General features: G+C 71.3%; 26 protein-coding genes. 20 read left to right on the forward strand and 6 right to left on the reverse strand.

Annotated elements, in window-relative coordinates; translation table 11 throughout:
* Positions 1 to 55: 55 nt before the first annotated feature.
* Together JHE00_RS10565 and JHE00_RS10570 are read left to right on the forward strand one after the other, a co-directional pair.
* Positions 56 to 1219 carry a nucleotide disphospho-sugar-binding domain-containing protein gene (locus tag JHE00_RS10565; protein WP_200317404.1) on the forward strand — a complete coding sequence of 388 codons (1164 nt, stop codon included), beginning with the start codon at positions 56 to 58 and terminating at the stop codon, positions 1217 to 1219.
* Positions 1220 to 1387: 168 nt separating this feature from the next.
* Positions 1388 to 1804, forward strand: a complete 417-nt coding sequence (locus tag JHE00_RS10570) for a DUF3151 domain-containing protein (RefSeq protein WP_200317406.1) — start codon at positions 1388 to 1390, stop codon at positions 1802 to 1804.
* A 90-nt stretch (positions 1805 to 1894) separates the two neighbouring features.
* Here JHE00_RS10570 and JHE00_RS10575 read toward each other — a convergent pair whose 3' ends face one another.
* Together JHE00_RS10575 and JHE00_RS10580 are read right to left on the reverse strand one after the other, a co-directional pair.
* Complete coding sequence (locus JHE00_RS10575) at positions 1895 to 2533, reverse strand: HNH endonuclease family protein (protein ID WP_200317408.1); 639 nt, start codon at positions 2531 to 2533, stop codon at positions 1895 to 1897.
* A 74-nt stretch (positions 2534 to 2607) separates the two neighbouring features.
* Positions 2608 to 3258 carry a hypothetical protein gene (locus tag JHE00_RS10580; protein ID WP_372440441.1) on the reverse strand — a complete coding sequence of 217 codons (651 nt, stop codon included), beginning with the start codon at positions 3256 to 3258 and terminating at the stop codon, positions 2608 to 2610.
* 78 nt (positions 3259 to 3336) lie between these two features.
* Between JHE00_RS10580 and JHE00_RS10585 the strand changes: the two genes are divergently transcribed.
* Positions 3337 to 4623, forward strand: coding sequence for an adenylosuccinate synthase (locus JHE00_RS10585; protein WP_200317410.1), 1287 nt, complete (start codon positions 3337 to 3339; stop codon positions 4621 to 4623).
* A 27-nt stretch (positions 4624 to 4650) separates the two neighbouring features.
* Here JHE00_RS10585 and JHE00_RS10590 read toward each other — a convergent pair whose 3' ends face one another.
* A complete protein-coding gene (locus JHE00_RS10590) occupies positions 4651 to 5550 on the reverse strand; it encodes a LysR family transcriptional regulator (RefSeq protein ID WP_200317412.1) in 900 nt (299 codons plus the stop codon).
* Between the two features lie 74 nt (positions 5551 to 5624).
* On the opposite strand from JHE00_RS10590, the gene JHE00_RS10595 reads away from it, so the two are divergent.
* Together JHE00_RS10595 and JHE00_RS35020 are read left to right on the forward strand one after the other, a co-directional pair.
* A complete protein-coding gene (locus JHE00_RS10595; RefSeq protein ID WP_230423195.1) occupies positions 5625 to 5816 on the forward strand; it encodes a hypothetical protein in 192 nt (63 codons plus the stop codon).
* A gap of 196 nt (positions 5817 to 6012) precedes the next feature.
* Entirely contained in the window at positions 6013 to 6153 is a 141-nt protein-coding gene (locus JHE00_RS35020; RefSeq protein ID WP_230423196.1) for a MerR family transcriptional regulator, read from the forward strand.
* Positions 6154 to 6160: 7 nt separating this feature from the next.
* Here JHE00_RS35020 and JHE00_RS10605 read toward each other — a convergent pair whose 3' ends face one another.
* Positions 6161 to 7282: a glycerophosphodiester phosphodiesterase gene (locus tag JHE00_RS10605; RefSeq protein WP_200317416.1), complete on the reverse strand. Its 1122-nt coding sequence runs from the start codon at positions 7280 to 7282 to the stop codon at positions 6161 to 6163.
* 140 nt (positions 7283 to 7422) lie between these two features.
* On the opposite strand from JHE00_RS10605, the gene purD reads away from it, so the two are divergent.
* From purD to JHE00_RS10670, 13 genes are all read left to right on the forward strand, one after another.
* Positions 7423 to 8685 (forward strand): phosphoribosylamine--glycine ligase, encoded by a 1263-nt coding sequence (gene purD, locus JHE00_RS10610; RefSeq protein ID WP_200317418.1) that lies wholly within the window; start codon positions 7423 to 7425, stop codon positions 8683 to 8685.
* Positions 8686 to 8815: 130 nt separating this feature from the next.
* The gene (locus tag JHE00_RS10615; protein ID WP_230423197.1) at positions 8816 to 9247 is read left to right on the forward strand and encodes a hypothetical protein; all 432 of its coding nucleotides are present in this window, start codon (positions 8816 to 8818) and stop codon (positions 9245 to 9247) included.
* The gene (locus JHE00_RS10620; protein WP_200317420.1) at positions 9231 to 9827 is read left to right on the forward strand and encodes a DUF3558 domain-containing protein; all 597 of its coding nucleotides are present in this window, start codon (positions 9231 to 9233) and stop codon (positions 9825 to 9827) included. Before JHE00_RS10615 ends, JHE00_RS10620 begins: the two co-directional genes overlap by 17 nt.
* 10 nt (positions 9828 to 9837) lie before the next feature.
* On the forward strand, positions 9838 to 11586 hold the full coding sequence (locus JHE00_RS10625; RefSeq protein ID WP_200317422.1) for a magnesium chelatase: 1749 nt from the start codon (positions 9838 to 9840) through the stop codon (positions 11584 to 11586).
* A complete protein-coding gene (locus tag JHE00_RS10630) occupies positions 11583 to 12359 on the forward strand; it encodes an ESX secretion-associated protein EspG (RefSeq protein WP_307831884.1) in 777 nt (258 codons plus the stop codon). Before JHE00_RS10625 ends, JHE00_RS10630 begins: the two co-directional genes overlap by 4 nt.
* Before the next feature lie 128 nt (positions 12360 to 12487).
* Positions 12488 to 12799, forward strand: coding sequence for a hypothetical protein (locus JHE00_RS10635; protein ID WP_200317424.1), 312 nt, complete (start codon positions 12488 to 12490; stop codon positions 12797 to 12799).
* A complete protein-coding gene (locus JHE00_RS10640; protein ID WP_200317433.1) occupies positions 12799 to 13944 on the forward strand; it encodes a transglycosylase SLT domain-containing protein in 1146 nt (381 codons plus the stop codon). Before JHE00_RS10635 ends, JHE00_RS10640 begins: the two co-directional genes overlap by 1 nt.
* 65 nt (positions 13945 to 14009) lie before the next feature.
* A complete protein-coding gene (locus JHE00_RS10645) occupies positions 14010 to 15185 on the forward strand; it encodes a phosphotransferase family protein (protein WP_200317435.1) in 1176 nt (391 codons plus the stop codon).
* 33 nt (positions 15186 to 15218) lie between these two features.
* Entirely contained in the window at positions 15219 to 15635 is a 417-nt protein-coding gene (locus JHE00_RS10650; protein ID WP_200317437.1) for a hypothetical protein, read from the forward strand.
* 42 nt (positions 15636 to 15677) lie between these two features.
* A complete protein-coding gene (locus JHE00_RS10655) occupies positions 15678 to 16415 on the forward strand; it encodes a DUF8692 domain-containing protein (RefSeq protein WP_200317439.1) in 738 nt (245 codons plus the stop codon).
* Positions 16416 to 16438: 23 nt separating this feature from the next.
* Positions 16439 to 17602: a pyridoxal phosphate-dependent aminotransferase gene (locus tag JHE00_RS10660; RefSeq protein ID WP_200317442.1), complete on the forward strand. Its 1164-nt coding sequence runs from the start codon at positions 16439 to 16441 to the stop codon at positions 17600 to 17602.
* A 205-nt stretch (positions 17603 to 17807) separates the two neighbouring features.
* Positions 17808 to 17993, forward strand: coding sequence for a hypothetical protein (locus JHE00_RS10665; protein WP_200317444.1), 186 nt, complete (start codon positions 17808 to 17810; stop codon positions 17991 to 17993).
* Between the two features lie 13 nt (positions 17994 to 18006).
* Positions 18007 to 18357, forward strand: coding sequence for a DoxX family protein (locus JHE00_RS10670; RefSeq protein WP_200317446.1), 351 nt, complete (start codon positions 18007 to 18009; stop codon positions 18355 to 18357).
* 5 nt (positions 18358 to 18362) lie between these two features.
* Here the strand turns inward: JHE00_RS10670 and JHE00_RS10675 are convergent, their stop codons facing one another.
* Together JHE00_RS10675 and JHE00_RS10680 are read right to left on the reverse strand one after the other, a co-directional pair.
* The gene (locus JHE00_RS10675; RefSeq protein ID WP_307831886.1) at positions 18363 to 18944 is read right to left on the reverse strand and encodes an HAD family hydrolase; all 582 of its coding nucleotides are present in this window, start codon (positions 18942 to 18944) and stop codon (positions 18363 to 18365) included.
* Complete coding sequence (locus JHE00_RS10680; RefSeq protein ID WP_200317448.1) at positions 18941 to 19981, reverse strand: threonine aldolase family protein; 1041 nt, start codon at positions 19979 to 19981, stop codon at positions 18941 to 18943. Before JHE00_RS10680 ends, JHE00_RS10675 begins: the two co-directional genes overlap by 4 nt.
* Before the next feature lie 137 nt (positions 19982 to 20118).
* On the opposite strand from JHE00_RS10680, the gene JHE00_RS10685 reads away from it, so the two are divergent.
* Both JHE00_RS10685 and JHE00_RS10690 read left to right on the forward strand, forming a co-directional pair.
* Positions 20119 to 20628: a SigE family RNA polymerase sigma factor gene (locus JHE00_RS10685; protein ID WP_200317450.1), complete on the forward strand. Its 510-nt coding sequence runs from the start codon at positions 20119 to 20121 to the stop codon at positions 20626 to 20628.
* Positions 20621 to 21310 (forward strand): hypothetical protein, encoded by a 690-nt coding sequence (locus JHE00_RS10690; RefSeq protein WP_200317451.1) that lies wholly within the window; start codon positions 20621 to 20623, stop codon positions 21308 to 21310. Before JHE00_RS10685 ends, JHE00_RS10690 begins: the two co-directional genes overlap by 8 nt.

Consider the following 21310-nt stretch of genomic DNA (forward strand, 5'->3'; position numbering starts at 1 on the left):
CGACGGTCGCTAGCCTGTGGGTGATCTTGTTCCGGACCCCGAGGAGCGCTGTCGTATGCGCCTGTTGTTCAGTGCCGTCCCCGCTCACGGTCACGTGCTGCCGCTGGCTCCGTTGATGAGCGCCGCACTCGACCTCGGGCACGAGGTCGCCGTGGTCGTGAGCGCCGGAGCCGCCGAACTGGTTCGCGCGGAGCTGCCCGCTGGGGTCGAGCACCTGCCCGCGGGCCCGATGCCGGTGGAACTGGCGGTGGAGGCGGCCAAGCGCACCGGCGGCGAGGTCATGACGCCGTCCGTGGAGGGCATCGGGGAGACCTTCGGCGGCGTCCTGCTCGACACCACGGCGGACGAGGCCGTCGAGGCCGCGCGTGCCTGGCGGGCGGATGTCGTGCTCTCCGAGATCTATTGCACGGTCGGCGCCACCGTCGCCGCGACGTTGGGCCTGCCGTGGCATCGGGTCACGATGACCGCCGCGATTCCCGCTGACTGGCAGAGCGCGATCGAGAAGGCCGCCGCGGCGCGTCACGAGGCGCGCGGCATCCGCCCCGGTGCGCCCGCGAGCGTCCTGGGCCTGTGGCCCCCGCTCCTGCGCGACACCGACGACGCCGCAGGCGAGCCGGGGGTCCCGGTCCTGCCGGTGCGCTCGCGCGCCCACCGTCGTCCCTCGGCCACCGCGCCCTGCGCACCGGCCTCCGCCGGAACCGGGCGCCCGAAGGTCCTCGTGACGCTGGGGACCGTCTTCTCCGACAGCGCCGTGCTCGCGGCGGTCGTGGACGCGGTCGCCGAGAATCCCGTCGACGTCGTGGCCACCCTCGGTCTGGCGTTGCAGGGCGAGCAGGTGGTCGGTGAGGATCGTCGAGGCGCGGGAGGTGGCGAGGTCACGTTCGTGCCGTTCGTGCCGATCGACGAGCTCCTTCGGGGAGTCGACGTGGTCGTCGGCGTCGGCGGGGCTGGCACGGTGCTCGCCTCCCTCAGCCACGGCGTTCCCCTCGTGCTCTGGCCACAGGGTGCCGATCAGCCCGCGATCACGGACCGCGTCGTCGCCGCGGGGGCGGGCGTGCGGGTGAGCTCCGTGGCCGACGTGCGGTCCGCCGTCGCGGAGGTGCTCGGCTCCGCGGACGTGCGCAAGCGCGCCGAGGAGGTCGCCTCGTCGATGGCGGAGGCCGCCGACCCCCGCGATGCGATTCGCAGCGTGACCGAACCCGGATCGGTTTCACCCTGACAGGGCAATGGATCGCGGGCCGGGGGGCGTAGGGCACAGTGGAGGCCATGATGCCGAAACGAATCGTCGCCGCGGTGCTCGTCGCGGCGCTGCTGCTGGGTGGCAGCGCCGTGGCCCTGAGCGTCTTGCTGTGACCGTCCGGTCCCCCGGTTGATGCAGAATGGCCGCATGACACACGGCAACCTCCTCGAACCACCCGCCACCAAACTGCCCGAGCGCGTCGACGCCGAGGCGGCGCTCGACGCGGGCACGGACCCGGCCGAGGTCGCCGCGGAACACCCCGACTTCAGCGAGGCCTGGGCCGCGCTGGGCGAGAAGGCGCTCGCCGCCGACGAGTTCGTGGCCGCCTACGCCTACGCGCGCACCGGCTACCACCGCGGCCTCGACCAGCTCCGCCGCGCGGGCTGGAAGGGCTTCGGCCCGGTGCCGTGGAACCACCGCCCGAACCAGGGTTTCCTGCGTGCGCTCGCCGTGCTGGGCAAGGCGGCGGGCCGCATCGGCGAGACCGACGAGTACGAGCGCTGCAAGAAGCTGCTCACCGACTCGGATCCGGCCGCGGCCGAGGCCACGGGCCTCACGGACTGAGCCGACCACAGATGCAGTGAAGGGCACCTTCCCCGCGTTCAACGCGGGAAAGGTGCCCTTCACTGCATTCGAGGGTCAGCTCACGTGCGGTCAGCAGGTTGCGAGCATTTCCGTCAAGGCGGCCTGTTCCGGCTCCTCCACCGTCAGCTCGTACGTGTGCTTCACGCCGACCCACATGGCGGCGTAGGTGCACCAGTAGTCCTCTGCCGGCGGCTTCCAGGCGTCGGGCGACTGGTCGCCCTTCGACTGGTTCACGTTGTCGGTGACGGCGATCAGCTGCGGGCCGGAGAGGTCGTTGGCGAACTGCTCGCGCTGGTCGGTCGTCCAGTCGGCCGCGCCGGAACGCCACGCCTCCGCGAGCGGCACCACGTGGTCGATGTCGACGTCCGACGGGTCGCTCCACGTCTCGCCGTCGTAAGGGCTGGGCCAGCTGCCCGAGGTCGGGTAGCAGTCGGAGCCGGTCTCCACGCCGGTGCCGTCGCGCTCGAGCACGGCCTCCCGGGTGTTGCAGGAGTCGCCCTGGTCGCTCCAGTGCGGGAACTGGTCGCGGTCGTAACCGTCCATGGAGCCGTCGGGCGCCACGGTCAGCTCGGCGAGCTGAGCGCGGGCGGTGGCCTCGTCCGGGATGCCGGGTGGCTCGGCGTTCGCGACGCCGGACAGCGGTGCCGTCAACGCGACGGTTGCGCCCAGTGCGAGCAAGCCACGACGGAGAGTGCGGGGAACGGACACCTGCGTCACCTCTCTGGGTAGTTGGGGACTTTCCGACTGTGACCCAGGGAGGTGACGGGATCAACACTTCCGCGTTAACGCGCGGCCATGACCAGACGTAAGTCGTGGGTATGCCGGTACCAGGTCCAGCGCTCCATCGGCCTCGGGTACGGCACACCGTCCGAGACAGGCTGGGCGGGCGCGCCGCCCAGCTGGAACGCCCTGCCGGTGAACATCTGCTTGCGCCTGAGCACCCTGCCCCTGGTGACGGTGGCCACCAGTCCGCTGCCGCCCGTGTCCGGGCGCACGACGATCGAGCCTGCCTCACCGCGCAGCGCGACCGTGTCGTCGCAGTACGCGACACCGCGCGGATTGCGCACCACGCCCTTGCCGAGCAACACGCCGCCCGCGTCGTCCCGGATCAGCGGCACGGGCCGGTCCGTTCCGGACAGCGCGAGCTCCACCGCACGCCGCCGATCGGTCGGAATCCCCCACAGCGCCGCGACGGCAGAGTCGGCCTCGGCCGGCACGTAGCCGACCGTCGTCGTGGCGAGCTTTTCCTTGCGCAGCAAGCGAAGCACGATCGCGGCCAGATCGGCGTCCGAGCCCGCGACCACGAGCTCTGGGGCCAGCAGAGGGTCCACCTCCGACTTGCCCGGCCGCGCCGGAAGTGCCTCGGTCCTGACCCCCTCCGGCGCGGTGAACCACTCCCCGGCTCGCCCGCAAACCAGCACCAGTCCCCGCACGTAATACTCCTCGGTTAGGCTCATGCACCGGCATTTCCAGCGCCATTTTGTCCTGCCCTCGAATACCAGGAGTGTCACATGCCGGCCATCGTGCTCATCGGTGCCCAATGGGGCGACGAAGGCAAGGGCAAGGCCACCGACCTGCTCGGCGACCGCGTCCAGTGGGTGGTGCGCTACCAGGGCGGCAACAACGCCGGTCACACGGTGGTGCTGCCCGACGGGCAGGACTTCGCACTGCACCTGATCCCGTCCGGCATTCTCACGCCGGGCGTCACGAACGTGATCGGTAACGGCGTGGTGGTGGATCCCGGCGTGTTGCTGGAGGAGATCGCCGGCCTCGAGGAGCGCGACGTCGACACCGAGCGGCTGTTGATCTCGGCCGATGCGCACCTGATCATGCCGTACCACGTCGCCATCGACAAAGTCACCGAGCGCTACCTCGGGGCCAAGAAGATCGGCACCACCGGCCGCGGCATCGGGCCCTGCTACCAGGACAAGGTCGCGCGCGTCGGCGTGCGCGTGCAGGACCTGCTCGACGAGAAGATCCTGCGGCAGAAGGTCGAGGCCGCGCTGGAGTTCAAGAACCAGGTGCTGGTCAAGGTCTACAACCGCAAGGGTCTCGACGCCGACGAGGTCACCGACCTGGTGCTCACGCAGGGCGAGAAGTTCGCCCACCGCATCGCCGACACCCGCCTGCAGCTCAACAAGGCGCTCGAGCGCGGCGAGACGGTGCTGCTGGAGGGCTCGCAGGGCACTTTGCTCGACGTCGACCACGGCACCTACCCGTTCGTCACGTCGTCCAACCCCACGTCGGGTGGCGCGAGCGCGGGCTCCGGCATCGGGCCCGGCCGCATCACGACCGTGCTCGGCATCCTCAAGGCCTACACGACGCGCGTGGGCTCGGGTCCGTTCCCGACCGAGCTGCACGACGAGTCGGGCGAGAACCTGCGCAAGTCCGGCGGCGAGTTCGGTGTCACCACGGGCCGCTCGCGGCGCACCGGCTGGTTCGATGCCGTGATCGGCCGCTACGCGGTGCGTGTCAACGGCATCACCGACTACTTCCTCACCAAGCTCGACGTGCTCTCCGGCCTGGAGAAGGTGCCGGTGTGCGTGGCCTACGAGGTCGACGGCTTCCGCACGGAGGACATGCCGATGACCCAGACCGACGTGCACCACGCGGTTCCGGTCTACGAAGAGCTGCCCGGCTGGTGGGAGGACATCAGCCAGTGCCGCACGTTCGAGGAGCTGCCCGCCAACGCGCGCGCCTACGTCGAGCGCATCGAGCAGCTCGTCGGCGCGCGGGTCTCGGCGGTCGGGGTCGGTCCCGGCCGCGAGCAGACCATCGTGCGCCACCAGTTCGCGTAGGTCGGACCGTCCGGAAAGGACGGTGGCTCAGCGCGCGATGACCTCGTTCAGCGTCGCGATCGCCGCGGCGACGGAGGGAGCCTCCCGGTCGCCGCGGCGTGTGCACGTGAGGAACCTGCGCGACGGCGCGGTTCCGCCGACCTCGACGCGGCGGATGTCCACATCGGGCGGTAGCTGGGCGAGCCGGGGGAACAGCGCCACGCCGAGGCCGAGGTCGACGAGGCTGGCGACCAGGCTCGCGTCGCACGCCTCGTGGGCGACGTTGGGGCTGAAGCCCGCGGCCGAGCACGCGGCCAGTACGTGGGCGAGCCACGCGTCGCCCTCGGCGCCGATGATCCACGGCTCACCGGCCACCTCCTCGAGGTGGGCGCAGCGTCGTTTCGCGAGCGGGTGCTCGGCGGGCACGAGCAGGTCGAACGGGTCGTCGAGCAGCGGTTGCTGCTCGAACCGCTGGTCGCCTGCCGCGGGGTTGCCGGGGATGGCCTCCACCACCGCGAGGTCGATGCCGCCGGTGAGGAGCAGGTCGAAACAGCGCGTGGTCTCGGTCTCGCGCAGTCGCACGGTCAGCGCGGGGTGCCGCTCGCGCATCAGCGCCGTGACCGGGCCGAGGAAGCGGCACATCGCCGTGGCGAAACCCGCGATGCGCAGAATTCCCGACGGCTCGCCGTCGGTGGCGTGCAGCTCGGCCTCGGCCAGCCGCCAGCGGGCCTCGATGGCGTCGGCGTGCGAGAGCAGGCCCAGCGCCGCGCCGGTCAGCCGCACCTTGCGCCCGTTCGGTTCGAGCAGTGCGACGCCGAGGTCGCGGCCGAGCAGCCGGATCTGTTGCGAGGCGGCCGACGGGGTCAGGTGCAGTGCCTTCGCGGCGGCGGTGACCGTGCCGTAGTGGGCGACCGCGCGCAGCACGCTCAGCCTCCGCAGATCAATCATGAAGTCGATTCTTCACAATTGACTCCAAAAATCCAACCTGGACCTGCATGCTCGGACGGGCGCATCCTGGGCCCATGAGCACGTGTCCCTTCTGCGGCTGGCCCGACACCGACGTCTACGAGATCGTGTCGCGCCACCGAACCCCGGAGGGCGAGACCGTCTGGACCCACTGCGCGTGCGGGTCGCTCCAGGTGCGGGTGGAGTCCTCGGAGGTGGTGGCCCGCGGCCGGCCGAGAGCGGCGGTGCGCTGTGAGGACACCGCGTGAGGTCTTGGCCTGGAGTGCACTCCAGGTGTGACTCTGGATGTCGTGAGCTTCAGCGTCGACACTCTGCGCTACTGCGAGAAGATCGGGTTGCTGCAGGACGTCGACGGCGACGCCGGGCGGGCGTCGTCGGTACTCCGACGACGAAGTCGCCCTGCTGCTGCGGGGCGGTGCGGAGTGCGGCAAGGAACGGCTCGCGGTGCTGCGTGCGCACGAGGGACGCGTCGAACAACAGCTCGCCCAGCTACGCGAGCACCAGCGCCTCATCCGGCACAAGATCGAGCACTACGCCGCACAGGAGTGCGCCGCGGACCAGCGGCCCGCGGCGCACATCACCTGAAAGTCGCCTACCTGCCCGCGGCCTTGGCCGCCTCGACGGCGATGTCCGGGTGGTCGGCGAACACGCCGTCGATGCCCGTGGCGAGGAACGCCTCGTACTCGGCGAAGATGTCGCCCCACTCGGCCGGGTTCTCCGACGAGCGGAAGTCGGCCGGCAGGAAGCTGTTCTCGGCGCGGAAGGTGAACGGAGTCACCGTCAGCCCGGCCCGGTGCGCGTCTGCGACGAGCGTGGTCGGCTCCAGCAGGTGGCCGTTCTCGTCCTTGGGGATCACGCGGTCCTTGGCGGGGCCGAGACCGTCGGCGTAGGTGGCGATCTCGCGCAGGCCCTTCGGCTTCATCAGGTCGGTGTAGGTGCGCGGGTCACCGGCCGCCACGAAGTCATACGGCGCGCCGGAGGAGTCGACCAGCTGCACGAGCTGAACCCGGAGCTGCTTCGACAGCTGCTTGAGGTTGGCCACCTCGAACGACTGCACGACGACCTTGGCGTTCTTGCGGTTGAGACCGTTGCGCTGCAACGTCGTCACTAGCGGCGGTTCCAGCGGCAGACCGAGCTGCTGGAAGTACGTCGGGTGCTTGGTCTCGGGGTAGACGCCGATCTCGCGGCCCAGTTCCTTGGACAGTCGCTTGGAGAGGTCGATCACCTCCTGCAGCGTGGGCACCTCGAAGCGGCCGTCGTAGATCGTGTTGTTCGGCCGCAGCTCGGGGATGCGCTCGGTCGCGCGCAGCGTCTTCAGCTCGGCGAGGGTGAAGTCCTCGGCGAACCATCCGGTCACGGGCTTGCCGTCGAGCTGCTTGGTGGTCTTGCGGTCGGCGAACTCGGGGCGCTGCGAGACGTCGGTGGTGCCGCCGATCTCGGGCTCGTGCCTGGCGACCAGCACGCCGTCCTTGGTGATCACCAGGTCCGGCTCGATGTAGTCGGCGCCCATGCGGGCTCCGAGCTCGTACGCGGCGAGCGTGTGCTCGGGCCGGTAGCCGGACGCGCCCCGGTGGGCCACGATCACGGGCCCGTCCTGCCCCCGGCCCGCCGTCACCGGGCCGTCCGATGCCGCGTGCACGGGGCTGGCCACGCTCGTGATGCCGAGTACGGCGAACGCGCTCAACGCCGCCAGCATCAGTCGCTTTCGAAGCATCTACTCAGCCCTTTCTGGGGGGACGTCAGGGTTTCGGAGGCAACATTCATCGACCGCCCCGACGCACGGGCGACGGTGTGGCGGCAGCGAGGAGACATGCCGGTGAACGGCAGACGACCCCCGCGATTACCCTCAGCACCGTGCGAGTCCTGGTTATCGGCTCCGGAGCCCGAGAGCATGCCATCGTCCTTGCCGCGTCCAACGACCCGGCGGTCACGGCGCTCGCCTGCGCGCCGGGCAACGCCGGGATCGCGGCGCTGGCCGAACCGCTCGGTGTGGACCTGACCGACCCCTCCGCCGTCGCCGTCGCGGCAGGCGAGTGGAAGGCCGACCTGGTGGTGATCGGTCCCGAGGTGCCGCTCGTGGCCGGAGCGGCGGATGCCGTCCGCAAGGCGGGCATCGCGTGCTTCGGCCCCTCCGCCGCGGCTGCCCGCATCGAGGGCTCGAAGGCGTTCGCGAAGGAGGTCATGGCCGCCGCCGGTGTGCCGACCGCGCGCGCCGAGGTCGTGGACAACCCCGCTCATCTCGACGCCGCCCTGTCGCGTTTCGGCCCCACGTGGGTGGTGAAGGACGACGGGCTCGCCGCAGGCAAGGGCGTGGTGGTGACGCCCGACATCGACCAGGCGCGCAAGCACGCGCTGATGCTGCTCGACGGCGGCCACCCGGTGGTGCTCGAGTCGTTCCTCGACGGCCCCGAGGCATCGCTGTTCTGTCTCGTGGACGGCCGCACCGTGGTGCCGTTGCTGCCCGCGCAGGACTTCAAGCGCGTCGGAGACGGCGACGCGGGCCCGAACACCGGCGGCATGGGCGCCTACGCCCCGCTGCCGTGGGCACCGCAGGGACTGGTGGACGACGTGGTCGCCACCATCGTCCAGCCGGTGGTCGACGAGCTGGCCGCCCGCGACTCCACGTTCTCGGGTCTGCTCTACGCCGGGCTGGCGCTGACCAGCGAGGGCCCGCAGGTGATCGAGTTCAACTGCCGTTTCGGCGACCCCGAGACCCAGGCGGTGCTCGCGCTGCTGCGCACCCCCATCGCCGGGCTGCTGTACGCCACGGCCACCGGTTCGCTGGCCGAGCAGCCGCCGCTGGACTGGGCCGAGGGCGCCGCCGTCACGATCGTGCTGGCCGCCGACGGCTACCCCGGCAAGCCGCGCACGGGCGACGTCATCACCGGCGGGGAGGCCGAGGGCGTGCTGCACGCGGGCACCCGCCGCCGCGACGACGGCGCCGTGGTGGCCAACGGTGGTCGCGTGCTCTCCGTCGTCGGCACCGGCGACGACCTCGAGGCGGCGCGAGCGGAGGCCTACGAGCGGGTCGGCCGCGTCCACCTGCCCGGTGCGCACCACCGCACCGACATCGCGCTGCGCGCCGTGCGCGGCGAGATCGCACTGCCCGCGCACTGAGCGGACCGATCGGAACTCGCGGGAACCGCGGGGCGGCTTCGTCCGTCGAAGTTCAGGTCGCCGTCACACCCGGGTTGGTAGCCTGCGGTGGGAAATTGTCCGGCTACGGACCGTAGCAGGGGGTGCGCGCATGTCAGAGAGCGGCGAGATGCAGTCGGGATCGCCACTGCCGTTCACGACCGGCTTCACCGGTGGTGAGCGACTCAACGCGACCGTACCGGGAGTGCCGGGAGCCAGGGACATCCAGATCGCCCCCGATCGGATCCTCGACGTCGCGCGGATCATCGAGGAGCAGGCGGGCGCACTCCAGGAGAAGCTCGCCGGCCAGCTCGGCGCGCTGCGGATCAACGCCCCGGCCGAGGACATCGTGTCCACCAACGTCGTCGACGTGTGGAACGAGGTCATCGCGGGCGCCGACGGCTCCTACGAGCGCAAGGTCCGCGCCTACGTCCAGGAGCTCAGGTCGCTGGCCGAGCAGCTCCGCGAGGCGAGTGGCACCTACCAGCTCGACGACGAGGACAAGGCGGCGAGCTTCGGGGACCGGCGTGTCCACGAGGCCTAGCAGGCCTGGGCGCCTCGCGTTCGGCGCGGTGCTGGCCGCACTCGCGCTGGCAGGCTGCTCGACCCCGCAGGACGGCGAGGCGAGCGCCGCGGGTGGTGCGACGCCGGAGGAGCCGTCGCCGCAGCGCCCGGCGGAGCTCTCGCTCGACGGCGTCGACCCGTGCTCGCTGTTCACCGGCGCACAGCTCGACGAACTGAAGGTCAACAGCGAGCCGCGGAGCTCGCAGGAGGGCCGCGACGGGCCCACCTGCTCACTCGACGTCGACCGCACCGCGCCGTACTACAGCTTCTACGTCGAGACGATCACCGGCGCCGACGTCGCCGACTGGGTGGACGGTGACCGCGCGAACAGCTCCACCATCACCCAGGAGACCGAGATCGAGGGCTTTCCCGCCCTCGTGCACCACGCCGACGGTTCGAGCCCGAGCGACTGCGAGTCGCTAGTCGGCGTCGCGCAGGGCCAGACCCTGCGCACGCAGCTCTACCCCACCGACCCGGGTGAGTTCACCCAGGAACAGATGTGCGACCTGGCCGCACAGGCCGCCACGCTCGCCGTGCAGACGTTGCAGGCCACGAGGTAAGGACCGGGCAATGGACAACCTCGACATCTCGGTGCTGGTCAACAAGATCAGCGACCACCGCTACGACGGCTACACCGACAACATGCTCGCCGACGAGATCGACCGGTTCCGGTCCGGTCCCGGCATCAGCGGCATCAGCGACGCCGTCGAGGCGCTCATGGCCATCGGCGGCGCACTCGCCGAGACCGACGGAATCCTGCGCACCGAGCTGGCCAAGCTGGGCGTGGAGTGGCAGAGCGAGGCCGGTGCACAGGCCGGAGCCGCGGTGGCCCGCAACGCCGACTTCTCCACGCAGGCCGGTGAGCGGGTGGACGACTCGGCCAAGCGAATCTTCGCGCAGGGCGAGTCGTTCAACCGCACGTTGCACAAGCTGCCCGACTCAGAAGCACTACGGCAGTCGGCGGGCTACGGGGTGTTCGACGGGCTGGGCAGCCTGCTCGGCTTCGAGACCGACAACGCGGTCAAGGTCGCGCAGGCGCGGGAAGCCAGGCAGCAGGCGCTGGAGGCGCTCAACGCCTATGCGCAGGACAGCGGCGAGCACCTCAACAGCACGCCGTCGCTGGCGTCCCCGCAGACCCTGCACGCCGACACCGGGCCGAGGCTTCCGGGCAGGGTCGACGCGGGCGGCGGCCCCGACGACGTGACCGCCGCGGCGGGCCTGCGTGGACCGATCGCCGCGGCACCCGGCTCCGTCCCCGGTTCGCCGCCTCCCACCGCCGCCCCGCCGGTGAGCGGTGCGAGCGCGTACGCGCCGACGCCCGCCTACGGCCTGCCCGCGCAGCAGCCGCCGCCCTCGCGCAGCACCGGCAGTGGAAACCCGGTGACGCGGCCCGTGCCGCAGTCGACGTCGGCGAGCAGCGCCGCGCCCGCGCCGGCGCCGGCGCCCTCCGGTTACGTGGGCGGGGTCCGGGCGCCGCAGCAGCACCAGTCCGGCAGCGTCGCCGTCCCGCCGAGCGCTCCCGCGGCGCCCGGCGGTTCCGGCTCGCCGATCGCGCCCGGTTCGACCACTCCGCCCGCCGTGCCGCCCGTGGCGGGTGGTGTCGTCGGCGGCACGCAGTCCCCCGGCACGGCCGTCCCGCCGGGAGCTGGTGCCGGTTCCGGGCCGGGCACACCGGGCCGGGTCGGCGGCGTTGTCGGCGGACCCGTGACGGGAGGCGCGCCCGGAGCGGGTGGCGTTCCCGCCGCGAGTACTCCGCCGCCCGCTGCTGGCAGTGGCGGCGTCGCGGGCGGCGTCGGTGGTGTCGTGGGCAAGCCGGGTGTGCCCGGCGGCGGCGGTGACGACCAGCCGCTCGCCAAGGGCAAGTCGTTCGGTTCGGCGCCCCAGCCCGGCTCCCAGCCGGGCACGGTCACCAGCGGTGGCTTCACCGGAACGCCGAAGGGCGGTGCGCCGCTGAACGACGTCGGTGCCGGAGCCGCGGCGCTCGGCGCCGGTGGCGTCGCGGGCGCGCTGGCGGGCGACAACGAACGCAAGGGCAGAGGCGTCGGTCGCAGCGCACCGGGTTCGACGCGGTCTCCGCACCAGCTCGCGATCGGCGACCTGCCCGAGGAGGAGGCACGCGCCCAGCGCAACTCCGACCGGCTCAGCCCGCGTTCGGAGCGCCAGCGCGCCGGCTACCTGGAGAAGGCCGCGCCGCAGGACGAGGGCGAAGAGGACGCGAGCCACGTGCGCCGCTACGGCGTCGACGACAACGACCTGTTCACCGACCAGCGCATGGTCTCGCCCGACGTCATCGGCGACGACGCGGACGGACACAAGTGAGCGGAGCCGCCGCGGGCAGCGTGGTCCTGTCCACGCTGGAGTTCGACATGCTCTGGGAGGCCGAGCGCCTGCCGACCAGGCACGTGGCACTCGACGTTCCGAGCCCTGGCGTCACCCACACCGAGCGCGACGAGCTCGTGAAGCGGGCGTGGGAGTCGCTGGCCCGGCGTGGTCTCGCGCGAGGCAACAAGGCGTCGAACGACGTGGTCGACCTGTTGAACCTGTTCGTGCAGCCGAAGGTGAGCATCGACCTCTGGGTCTGGGCCGACCGGCAGATCTCCGGGCTCGCCGTGAGCACGGGCAACCAGGCGCTGCTCGGCGTGGTCGACGGCGACGAGGTGTGGCTCATCCCCGCCGCGGACACGTCGCTGCCCGAGTCCGCGGTCTCGGTGGCAGGAGACCTCGGCGCTGGGGTCGGGCAGTCGGTGAGCCTGCCGCACGAGGTGCTGGTGGCCGCCGACGAGCGGGCTCGCGGGGACGCGAAGGCGATGGTCACCGAGCTCGAGGACCGTGGCGTGGAGCTGTGGCAGGCACAGGAGCTCGCCGGGATGATGATGGGCATGGGCACGCGCGGCCAGTTCGGCGCGCAGCGCCACGGTCGCGACGGTCAGATCACCAGAGCGCGGCGCGTGATCGCCTTCTACGACAACGATGCGGGGCGCTACCTCTTCCAGGTGCAGCCGGGCAGCGACGGGCGAAACTGGGCAACCGTGACACCGGCGGACAATTCGCTGCTCGCCGGCCGCGTGTGGGAGCTGCTCTCGGAGGTCTGAGCAGCTCGAAGCTCGCGCGCGAACCCGTGCGGCGTCGTACAGTGGCGGAACCGCCGCAGGAGTCGACGCGTCGAACGGGCGGACGACAATCGGGGTGTGCGAGACGGGATGACAGGGGAGAAACAGCCGTGCCCGTATACGACGCGGAGTCGATGAACATCACGGCGGGCAGCCTCGACAAGCTCGCCGAGGAGTTCCGGTCCTCGAAGGACAAGATGAAGGGCGTCGAAGGGGAAAGCCCCTTCGGCGAGGTCGAGGATCCCGAGAACCCGGACAGGGTCGACGGCACGCTCGGCTCGTTCACCTCCGGTATGCAGTCCGAGTTCGAGAGCGCTGCCGGCCTGATGTCGGCCGCCAGCACCGCGTTGCGCGACGCCGTCGCCGCTATGGGAGAGGCCGACGCGACCGCCGCGGACAACCTCACCGTCAGGGACCGCTGATGGCGGGCGCAGGAATTCCCGCCAACTGGTCCGATGTGGAGACACGGGCCGCCAAGGTGGACAAGGTCAACCCCGGCGAGATCCAGGAGGTCGCCCGGCAGTTCGACGAGGCGTCGCGCAACGCGGGCGACCACACGGCGGGACTCACCAGTGCCGCCGCGCCGTTGCAGGACGGCGGCGTGTGGGACGGGCCTGCCGCCGACTCGTTCTTCGACTACGTCGGCAAGGTCGCCGCGGCGGGCAGCAAGGTCAAGGACAAGCTCGACGAGGTGGCGCGCGAGCTCACCACGTTGCAGGAGACGCTGTCCGACCTCAAGAGGCAGATCCAGAGCACCAAGGAAGACGCTCGTACGGCCATCGACAACCGCAACACCGAGGCCGAGGGCAACGCACAGGCCGCGCGCGGCGCCATGCGGGCGTTCAACGACGGCGAGCGCGACCAGCCGCCCTCGCCCACCGCGGAGGAGATCATCCGGACCGCGGACGAGGAGAACAAGCGCACCGCGTCGGACGCCGCCACGCGCATCGACGAACTGCTCGGACAGTCCAATCAGGCCATCGCGAGGGCGCAGGAGCTCATGAAGACCGAAGTGGACGGTGGGTTCGCGGCGGTGCCACCGCCCGGAGGGTCCGGTTCGCAGATGCAGGCCACCGGCGGTGTCAGCGACGGCGGTGTCAGCGAGGGCTCGGGCGGCGGTTCCGGTGGAGGCGGCAGCTCGGGTGGCGGCGCGTCCGGAGGCGGCGGGCTCGGCTCGAGCGGCGGCCCGCCGAGCAGTGGCCCTCCTCCCGGCAACGTCGACCAGTGGATCCGCGAGGCCATCAAGATCCTGCAGGCCAACGGAATCCCGGTGACCGAGGACAACATCGACGAGATCTGGACGATCATCGAGAAGGAGTCCGGCGGCGATCCGCACGCCCTCAACGACTGGGACTCCAACGCGGCCAAGGGAACGCCGTCGAAGGGGCTGATGCAGTGCATCGACCCGACGTTCGAGGCGCACAAGCTGCCCGGCCACGACGACATCTACGACCCGGTGGACAACATCATCGCCGGGGTCCGCTACACGTTCGACCGCTACGGCGGCTTCGAAGGCCACCCCGGCCTCGCTTCCATGGCCGGTGGCGGGGGTTACCAGGGCTACTAGCTCCATGAAGATCCCTTAATCGGGGACTCAGCGCCGATTCACGCTCCGCCCGCATCGTTGTTTCCATGAGCGAGAAGCGGTGGACACCCGGTGAGGCGGACCTCGGACGGCTGTGGAGCGCGGCCGTCGAGGTCGCGGGCGGCACGGTGCTCGGCTGGCGCACCACTCACCTCGACGTGCAGCCGAAGGGCGGCACGACGGTCGCTGCCCACGTGGACGTCGAATGGGGCGACGGTGCGCACAGCACCGAGACCTTCGGGGCCACCACCGACTCCCGGCACACGCAGGCCGCGCTGCTGATGTCCGACGGCGAGCGCGAGGTCGGGCTCTGGCGGTTCCCGCACGACCCGGCGCTGCCCGCGCTGCCCGCCGCGTGCGATCCCGAGCGGATGCGCCGCCTCGTGGCCGGGCTCGGCCTCGGCGACGGCGAGGTGACGCTGCGGGTGCGGGCCTACCGCCCGTGCCGCAGGGCCGTGGTCGAGGTACGGACCGCGCGCACGAGCCTCTTCGTGAAGGTGTTGCGTCCCGGCAAGGTCGAGGACCTGCAGCGGCTGCACCGGGCGGCCGCGGGCTCGCTAGCGCCCGAGAGTCTCGGTTGGACCGACGACGGGCTGCTCGTGCTCGGCGGACTGCCAGGTACACCGCTGCGCGACCTGCTGCTCACCGAGGACTCGATCGCGCTCGACCCCGAGCGGATCGTCGAGGTGCTGCGGACGCTGCCGCCCGCACTGGCCGAGCACCCCGCCCGGCCGGGCTGGGGTGAGCAGGCCCGCCACTACGCGAACGCCGTGGCCGCGGTACTGCCGGAGGCCGGTCCCGCCGCGCACGCGATCGCCGATGCCGTGCTGCCCTCGGGCGAGCCGCCGGTGGCCGTGCACGGCGACTTCTACGAGAGCCAGCTGCTCGTGCGCGACGGCGAACTCGGCGGGCTGCTCGACATCGACACCGCGGGCGCGGGCGATCGCTACGACGACCCCGCGTGCCTGCTCGGCCACCTCGCCGTGCTCGCGCAGGTGAGACCCGACCGCGCCGAAGTGATCGACGCCTACGCGGCGAGGTGCCTTCGCGAGTTCGAGCGGCACTTCGACCCCCGAATCCTGCGCACCCGGGTCGCGGCTGTGGTGCTGTCACTGGCCACCGGCTCGCACCGGGTGCAGGACGAGAACTGGCGCACGGCGCTCGGGCAACGACTCGAGCTCGCCCAGCGCTGGCTGACCGGCGAGCAGCTGCTCGCCGCGTGAGAAACCGAAAGTAACGAGGAGAGGAAAACGATCATGGCTCAGAACAAGCGTCCCTGGTTCGTCGTCGCGGCCACCGCGACCGTGCTCGGAGTCGGCGGCCTGGTGGCGATGGGCACCGCGTCGGCTGACGTGCAGCTCAACGACCAGCAGGTGCCCTCGCAGGTGCAGCTCGTCGACCACGCCCAGCAGCAGGCCGGTGACGACTCTCCGGAGTCGGCCGACTCGCCCGCGGCCTCGGCCGTCGACTCCCCCGCGGACCGCGACCACAACACGGCCAACACGGCCAACACGGCCAACACGGCCAACACGGCCAACACGGCCAACACGGCCCAGACGCCCAACACTCCCAACACGCCGAACTCCCCGCAGACGCCGAACACGCCGAACACGCCGAACACGCCTGACTCGGCCGCGTCGCCGTCGCCGAACAGCGCCGACAGCCCTCGCTGAACCGAACAATCCAGCTAGAATCGCGCATTCTTCCCAAAAAGGATGGCTGTAGTGGCTGACGCGACCAGCGAGAGTCTGACCGCGGACGGCACCGGGGTGCGGTTGCGCCCGGTGTGGTGGGCCCTGCTCGGGGTGTCGGTGGCGCTCAACGTGGCGAGCATGGCGGTGCCCGCGTTGATCCACCACCCCCTGACCAGGGACCGCGGTGAGATCCAGCTCTACCTCGACGTGTTCGTGGAAGGGAACCTGCCGACCTGGTGGAGCGTGGGACTGCTGGTGGTGGCGGCCGTCCTGTACGGGGTGACCGCGGCGCTCGCGCGGGGACCGGCGCGAGCGGAGTCGTGGGGCTGGTGGTGCGGCGCGGCACTGCTGACCCTGCTGTCCCTCGACGACCACACACAACTGCACGAACGTCTCGATCGCATCGGGCGGCAGCTGGTGACCTTCGACGGCTTCCCGTTCTACTGGCTGCTGCCCGGTGCGGTGGCGGGCCTCGTGGTGGTGGCCGCGCTCTCGCTGCTGGCGAGCAGGCTGCGCGGTCGGCCGAGGTGGTTCGTGATCGGCGGCTGCGCGCTGCTGCTCGGCTCGGCGCTGGGCATGGAACTGGTGCAGGGACTGCTGATCGCGAGCGGCGAGAGCGGCCCGCTCTACGTGCTGACCTACCACGCCGAGGAGCTGGGCGAGAACGTCGGCGTGCTGCTGCTCATCGCCGCGGCCGCGCTGTCGCTGTCGATCCGCCGCCGCGACGACGGATTCACGGTCGGCTACCGCGCGGGCTAGCCGGCGGCCTTACCCTCGGCGGCATGGTCGAGTTCCCACACTTCCCCGGCCCCTCGCGGCGCGCCGACGTGGCGCCCTTCCACGTCATGGAGGTCCTCTCCGCGGCGCAGGCCAGACAGCGCAGCCACGGCGACGTGGTCTCGCTCTGCGCGGGCCAGCCCACGGCGGGGGCGCCGAAGCCCGTGCTGGAGGCGGCGCGGCGTGCGCTGGGTGAAGGCGACCTCGGCTACACCGTGCAGCTGGGCATCCCCGAGCTGCGCGAGGCGATCGCCGGTCACTACGAGCGCACCTACTCGCTCGAGGTCAGCCCGCAGGACGTGATCGTCACGACCGGCTCCTCCGGCGGGTTCCTGCTCTCGTTCCTGGCGGCCTTCGAAGCGGGCGACCGGGTGGCGATGGCGCGGCCCGGCTACCCCGCCTACCGCAACCTGCTGGCCGCGCTCGGCTGCGAGGTCGTGGAGTTCACCACCGACGAGCACACGCGCTTCCAGCCCACCACCGACCTGCTCGACGAGCTCGGCCCCATCAAGGGGCTCATCGTGGCCAGCCCCAGCAACCCGACCGGCACCGTGCTCCCTCCCGGCGAACTCGCCGCGATCGCGGGTTGGTGCTCGTCGCACGGCGTGCAGCTGATCAGCGACGAGATCTATCACGGCATCTCGTACGAGGCCGAACTCGGCTGCGCGTGGCAGACCTCGACCGAGTCGCTGGTGCTGGGCTCGTTCTCCAAGTACTTCGCGATGACGGGCTGGCGGCTCGGCTGGATGCTCGTGCCGCAGCGGCTGCACCGCGCGGTCGACGTGCTCACCGGGAACTTCAACATCTGCCCGCCCGCGCTGGCCCAGCGCGCGGCCGTAGCGGCGTTCACGCCGGAGTCCTACGCCGAGCTCGACGGGCACGTCGCGAACTACCGGACCAACCGGGACCTGCTGCTGAAGGGCCTGCGCGACCTCGGGTTCGACCGCGTCGCACCCGTCGACGGCGCGTTCTACGCCTACGTCGACGTCTCCGCCCACACCGACGACAGCCTCAGCTGGTGCCAGCGGCTGCTCGCCGACACGGGTGTGGCGATCACGCCGGGCATCGACTTCGACCCGGTCGAGGGCGGCCGTTTCGTCCGGTTCTCCTTCGCGGGCGCGGAGTCCGAGGTCGCCGAAGCCATCCACAGGCTCGCCACCTGGCTCTGAAGAACTGCGGTGAAGGGCACCTTTACTGCATTGAACGCGGTAAAGGTGCCCTTCACCGCAGTCGGGCAGGCTTGGGGCTGGGCGGGTTATAAGGGGGAACCCCGAGTTTTCCCTGAACGTTGGCAGTTCGGAGGGTCATCCGGGTCCGCGGCATGCCAACCTGGGATGGACCGGATGGCTACTCGATGTGCAGCGGAGGAAGGTCATGTTCTGGAAGATCGTCGGCGGTCTGCTGATTGCCTGGATCGCGTTCATGGTGATCGGTTCCTTGGTGGGCTTCCTGGTGAAGGCGGTGTTCTGGATCGCCCTCATCGCGGGTGCCGCGTTCCTCGGTACGGCCGCGTACGGAGCCATCAAGGGCGGCGGCAACAAGAAGCAGATCAACTCCTGAGCCGACTCCGTCCATGTCGATCGTCATCGGGGTGCTTTCACTCCTGCTGACGGCGGCGTTCGTCGGAGCGGGCGGGGCACGGCTCGCGGGGGCTCAGCCCCTGAAGTCCTACGCCGGGCACCTCGGGTTGTCCACGCAGGTCAACCACGCGATAGGGGCGCTCGAGCTCGCCGCTGCGGCGGGGCTCATCGTCGGGTTCTGGTTCCGTCCCGTCGCGCTCGCCGCGTCGATCGGTCTCGTGGTGATGATGGTCGGCACGGTGCTGCGGCACCTGCGGGTCAAGGACTCACCCGCGGTCGCCGCGCCCGCCGCGAGCCTCGGGGTGCTCGCGGTGGCCAACGCGGTGCTGCTCGGACTGGCCTGAGCGACTCAGAGCAGCTCGTCCGCGCTGGGGATGCCCTGCCAGACGTGGGCGTGCAGGCCCGCCGCCCTCGCTCCGTCCACGTTCGCCTGCCGGTCGTCGAAGAACAGGCAGTCACCCGGTTCCGCGCCCAGCCTGGCCAGCAGTAGTTCGAAGATCTTCGCGTCCGGCTTCGCCATGCCCACGTCGCCCGAGAACAGCAGCTCGCTGAAGTGCCGCGTCCACGGCTGCTCCTCCGCGAACCGCGCGAACGACACCGGCGCGTTGGACAGCACGGCCAGCGCCGCACCCGCTTCGGCCAGTGACTCCACCAGCTCCAGCGACTCCGGCGCGACGTGGGACCAGCCCTCGATGTCGAGCTCCGTGAGCCGCGCCGAGGTCGCCTCGTCGACGCGCACGTCGAGTGCGTCGCCGACCGTGCTCCAGAACTCCAGGTCGCTCGCGCCCCGGTCGTAGGCGTCGCGCGCGGCCCAGTACGCGGGTTCGAACGCGGCGAGCGGCGCGCCCATCCGCTCGGCGAGCGACGGCAACGCCTTGGTGCGCGTGCACAGCACCTCGCCGTAGTCGAAGACCAGCCAGCGGCCGCTCACCGGGCGTTCGCCTTGATGCGGCCGAGCGCGTCGGCGACGTCGTCGGCGGAGACGTCGCGGTGCAGCACGAAGCGCACCTTGCCCGCCATGGGCAGCGTGAGGACCCCGAGCGAGCGCAGCGACTCCAGCGTGAGCCGCACGTCGGGTACCGCGGCGAGCACGATGTTGGTCTGCGGCTCGCCGACGTCCCAGCCGAGTTCGCGCAGGCCCGCGGCGAGCGCCTTGGCGTTGTCGTGGTCGGTCGCCAGCTCGCCGACCCGGTCGAGCGCGAGTAGGCCCGCCGCGGCGAGCACGCCACCCTGGCGCACGCCGCCACCGAGCATCTGCCGCATCCGGCGCGCCTGCTCGACGAACTCCTCGCTACCCGCGACGACGGAGCCGACGGGTGCGCCGAGGCCCTTGCTGAAGCACGCCGACACGGTGTCGACGCCCACCGTCAGCGCGGCGGGCGGAAGACCGAGTGCGGCGGCGGCGTTCCACAGCCGCGCGCCGTCGAGGTGCACGAGCAGGCCCTCGTCGCGCGCGGTGGCCACGAGCTGGGCGTGCTCGTCGGGCGGCGTGATGGCCCCACCGGCGGCGTTGTGGGTGTTCTCCAGGCAGAGCAGTGTCGTGCGCAGCGCGTAGTAGGGCCCGCTGCGCGTTCCGGCCGCGATCCGCACCGCCCTCGGCGTCGGCCTGCCTGGGCCTGCGTCGTGCTCGAGGACGTCGGGCATGCCGCTGGCGAGCCACGCGGCGGAGCCGAGCTCGTTGGTCAGCACGTGCGCGTTGCGGGTGGCGAGGAACCGGTCGCCCCTGCGCAGGTGCACCGACAGTGCGATGAGGTTGGCCATGGTGCCGCTCGGTGTCCAGAGCGCGGCGTCCATGCCCAGCGTCTCCGCCGCGCGTCGTTCCAGCTCGCGCACCGTGGGGTCGACGTCGATGACGTTGTCGCCGACCTCGGCGTTCGCCATCGCCTGGCGCATGGGTTCGTCAGGCCGGGTGATCGTGTCCGAACGGAAGTCGAGGTGCGAAGTGGCGGGATTCGCTTCGGAGGTCACAGTCTGATCACATCACATCGTGAGTTGATCTCACAACGAGGTCTCTCCCGAGCGGAAATCTGTGCGGGCGTGCAACCGTGGACCCCTGCACTTCCGTCTCTGCCATCGACAACACAAACCGACCGGAGAACCATCGCGTGGACCACCGCGACGAGCAGGAGTTCGCGGAGTACTTCGCCGCCAAGCGGGACTCCGTGCGCCGGACCGCGTACATGCTCTGTGGCGACTGGCACCGCGCCGACGACCTGGCGCAGACGGCGTTCGTCGCACTTCACCGGCGGTGGCGCAAGATCCGTGACCGGGCCGCCACCGACGCGTATGTGCGCAAGACGCTGGTCAGGGCCTCGATCGACGAGTCGCGCAGACCCTGGCGCAGGGAGCGGCAGTCGGACGAACTGCCCGAGCCGCCACCGGAGGGCAACCCGCTCGCCGACCGGGTCGCGCTGCGGGAGGACCTGCTGACGGCCCTGCGCGAGGTGCCGCCGAAGCAGCGGGCCGTGCTGGTGCTGCGCTACTTCGAGGGGCTCGACGTGAGTGGAGTCGCGAAGGTGCTCCGGTGCAGCGAGGGCAACGTCAAGAGCCAGACCGCGCGCGGGCTGGCCAACCTGCGGGACGTGCTCGGCGAGGAGGTGGAGACACGTGGATGAGCGGGAACTCGAGGAGCTGTTCCGGGACGCCCCCGGTGAGGCTCCGCCGCCGACGTTCGCCGCCGCCGACATCGCGTCCGAGTCGCGCCGGATCACCCGACGGCGCCACTCCATGATCGCGGGGGTGGCCTGCGCGGTCGTGTTGCTGGGAGGCGCGGCGGGCGCCGTGGGTGTATTGCTGGGTGGCGGCGATGAATCGACCAGTACCGCGTCGGGGTCTGCTCCCAATGAGGGCAAACCCTTGATCGCGGGGCAACCGGGAGCGTCCTCCGGACGTCTTCCCAGCGCGCAGGACTTCCCTGACACCGTGCCGAAGCAGGGCGGATCGGTGGAAGGGGAGAGCACCCTCGGGTGCGACAAGGTCGACCGGGAGCTCGCCACCGCCCTCGCTGGCGAGCTTCCGGTCGGCGCAGGAGCCGACGCCATCGGCGGGCTCGTCTGCCCTGCGGGCTCTCGCACGGCCGCCTACACGCTCGACGGCGGCACCGTCACCGCCGCGCTGGTCCCCGAAGGTGTCTCCACCCGGCTGGCCGACCGGCCGGAGGGCACCGAGGTGGTGGAGCGGCCCGCGGCGAGTGGCGGCACGCTGCTCATGGTGAGCATCCCCGACTCGGCGACACCGCGGGCGCCGCTCGCGAATCAGCTCGGCGGCGTGGCCGACGCGCTGGCGCCTCGGTTCTGA

Source organism: Prauserella cavernicola (assembly GCF_016595675.1).
In the GTDB taxonomy this organism is placed as follows: Bacteria; Actinomycetota; Actinomycetes; order Mycobacteriales; family Pseudonocardiaceae; genus Prauserella_A; species Prauserella_A cavernicola.

What these genes read in the sequence shown, in the direction of transcription:
- JHE00_RS10565 (WP_200317404.1), top strand. Translation starts at nt 56, where the DNA reads ATGCGCCTGTTGTTCAGTGCCGTCCCCGCTCACGGTCACGTGCTGCCG.
- JHE00_RS10570 (WP_200317406.1), top strand. Translation starts at nt 1,388, where the DNA reads ATGACACACGGCAACCTCCTCGAACCACCCGCCACCAAACTGCCCGAG.
- JHE00_RS10585 (WP_200317410.1), top strand. Translation starts at nt 3,337, where the DNA reads ATGCCGGCCATCGTGCTCATCGGTGCCCAATGGGGCGACGAAGGCAAG.
- JHE00_RS10590 (WP_200317412.1), bottom strand. Translation starts at nt 5,550, where the DNA reads ATGATTGATCTGCGGAGGCTGAGCGTGCTGCGCGCGGTCGCCCACTAC.
- JHE00_RS10595 (WP_230423195.1), top strand. Translation starts at nt 5,625, where the DNA reads ATGAGCACGTGTCCCTTCTGCGGCTGGCCCGACACCGACGTCTACGAG.
- JHE00_RS10605 (WP_200317416.1), bottom strand. Translation starts at nt 7,282, where the DNA reads ATGCTTCGAAAGCGACTGATGCTGGCGGCGTTGAGCGCGTTCGCCGTA.
- JHE00_RS10615 (WP_230423197.1), top strand. Translation starts at nt 8,816, where the DNA reads ATGTCAGAGAGCGGCGAGATGCAGTCGGGATCGCCACTGCCGTTCACG.
- JHE00_RS10625 (WP_200317422.1), top strand. Translation starts at nt 9,838, where the DNA reads ATGGACAACCTCGACATCTCGGTGCTGGTCAACAAGATCAGCGACCAC.
- JHE00_RS10640 (WP_200317433.1), top strand. Translation starts at nt 12,799, where the DNA reads ATGGCGGGCGCAGGAATTCCCGCCAACTGGTCCGATGTGGAGACACGG.
- JHE00_RS10645 (WP_200317435.1), top strand. Translation starts at nt 14,010, where the DNA reads ATGAGCGAGAAGCGGTGGACACCCGGTGAGGCGGACCTCGGACGGCTG.
- JHE00_RS10650 (WP_200317437.1), top strand. Translation starts at nt 15,219, where the DNA reads ATGGCTCAGAACAAGCGTCCCTGGTTCGTCGTCGCGGCCACCGCGACC.
- JHE00_RS10655 (WP_200317439.1), top strand. Translation starts at nt 15,678, where the DNA reads ATGGCTGTAGTGGCTGACGCGACCAGCGAGAGTCTGACCGCGGACGGC.
- JHE00_RS10660 (WP_200317442.1), top strand. Translation starts at nt 16,439, where the DNA reads ATGGTCGAGTTCCCACACTTCCCCGGCCCCTCGCGGCGCGCCGACGTG.
- JHE00_RS10665 (WP_200317444.1), top strand. Translation starts at nt 17,808, where the DNA reads ATGTTCTGGAAGATCGTCGGCGGTCTGCTGATTGCCTGGATCGCGTTC.
- JHE00_RS10670 (WP_200317446.1), top strand. Translation starts at nt 18,007, where the DNA reads ATGTCGATCGTCATCGGGGTGCTTTCACTCCTGCTGACGGCGGCGTTC.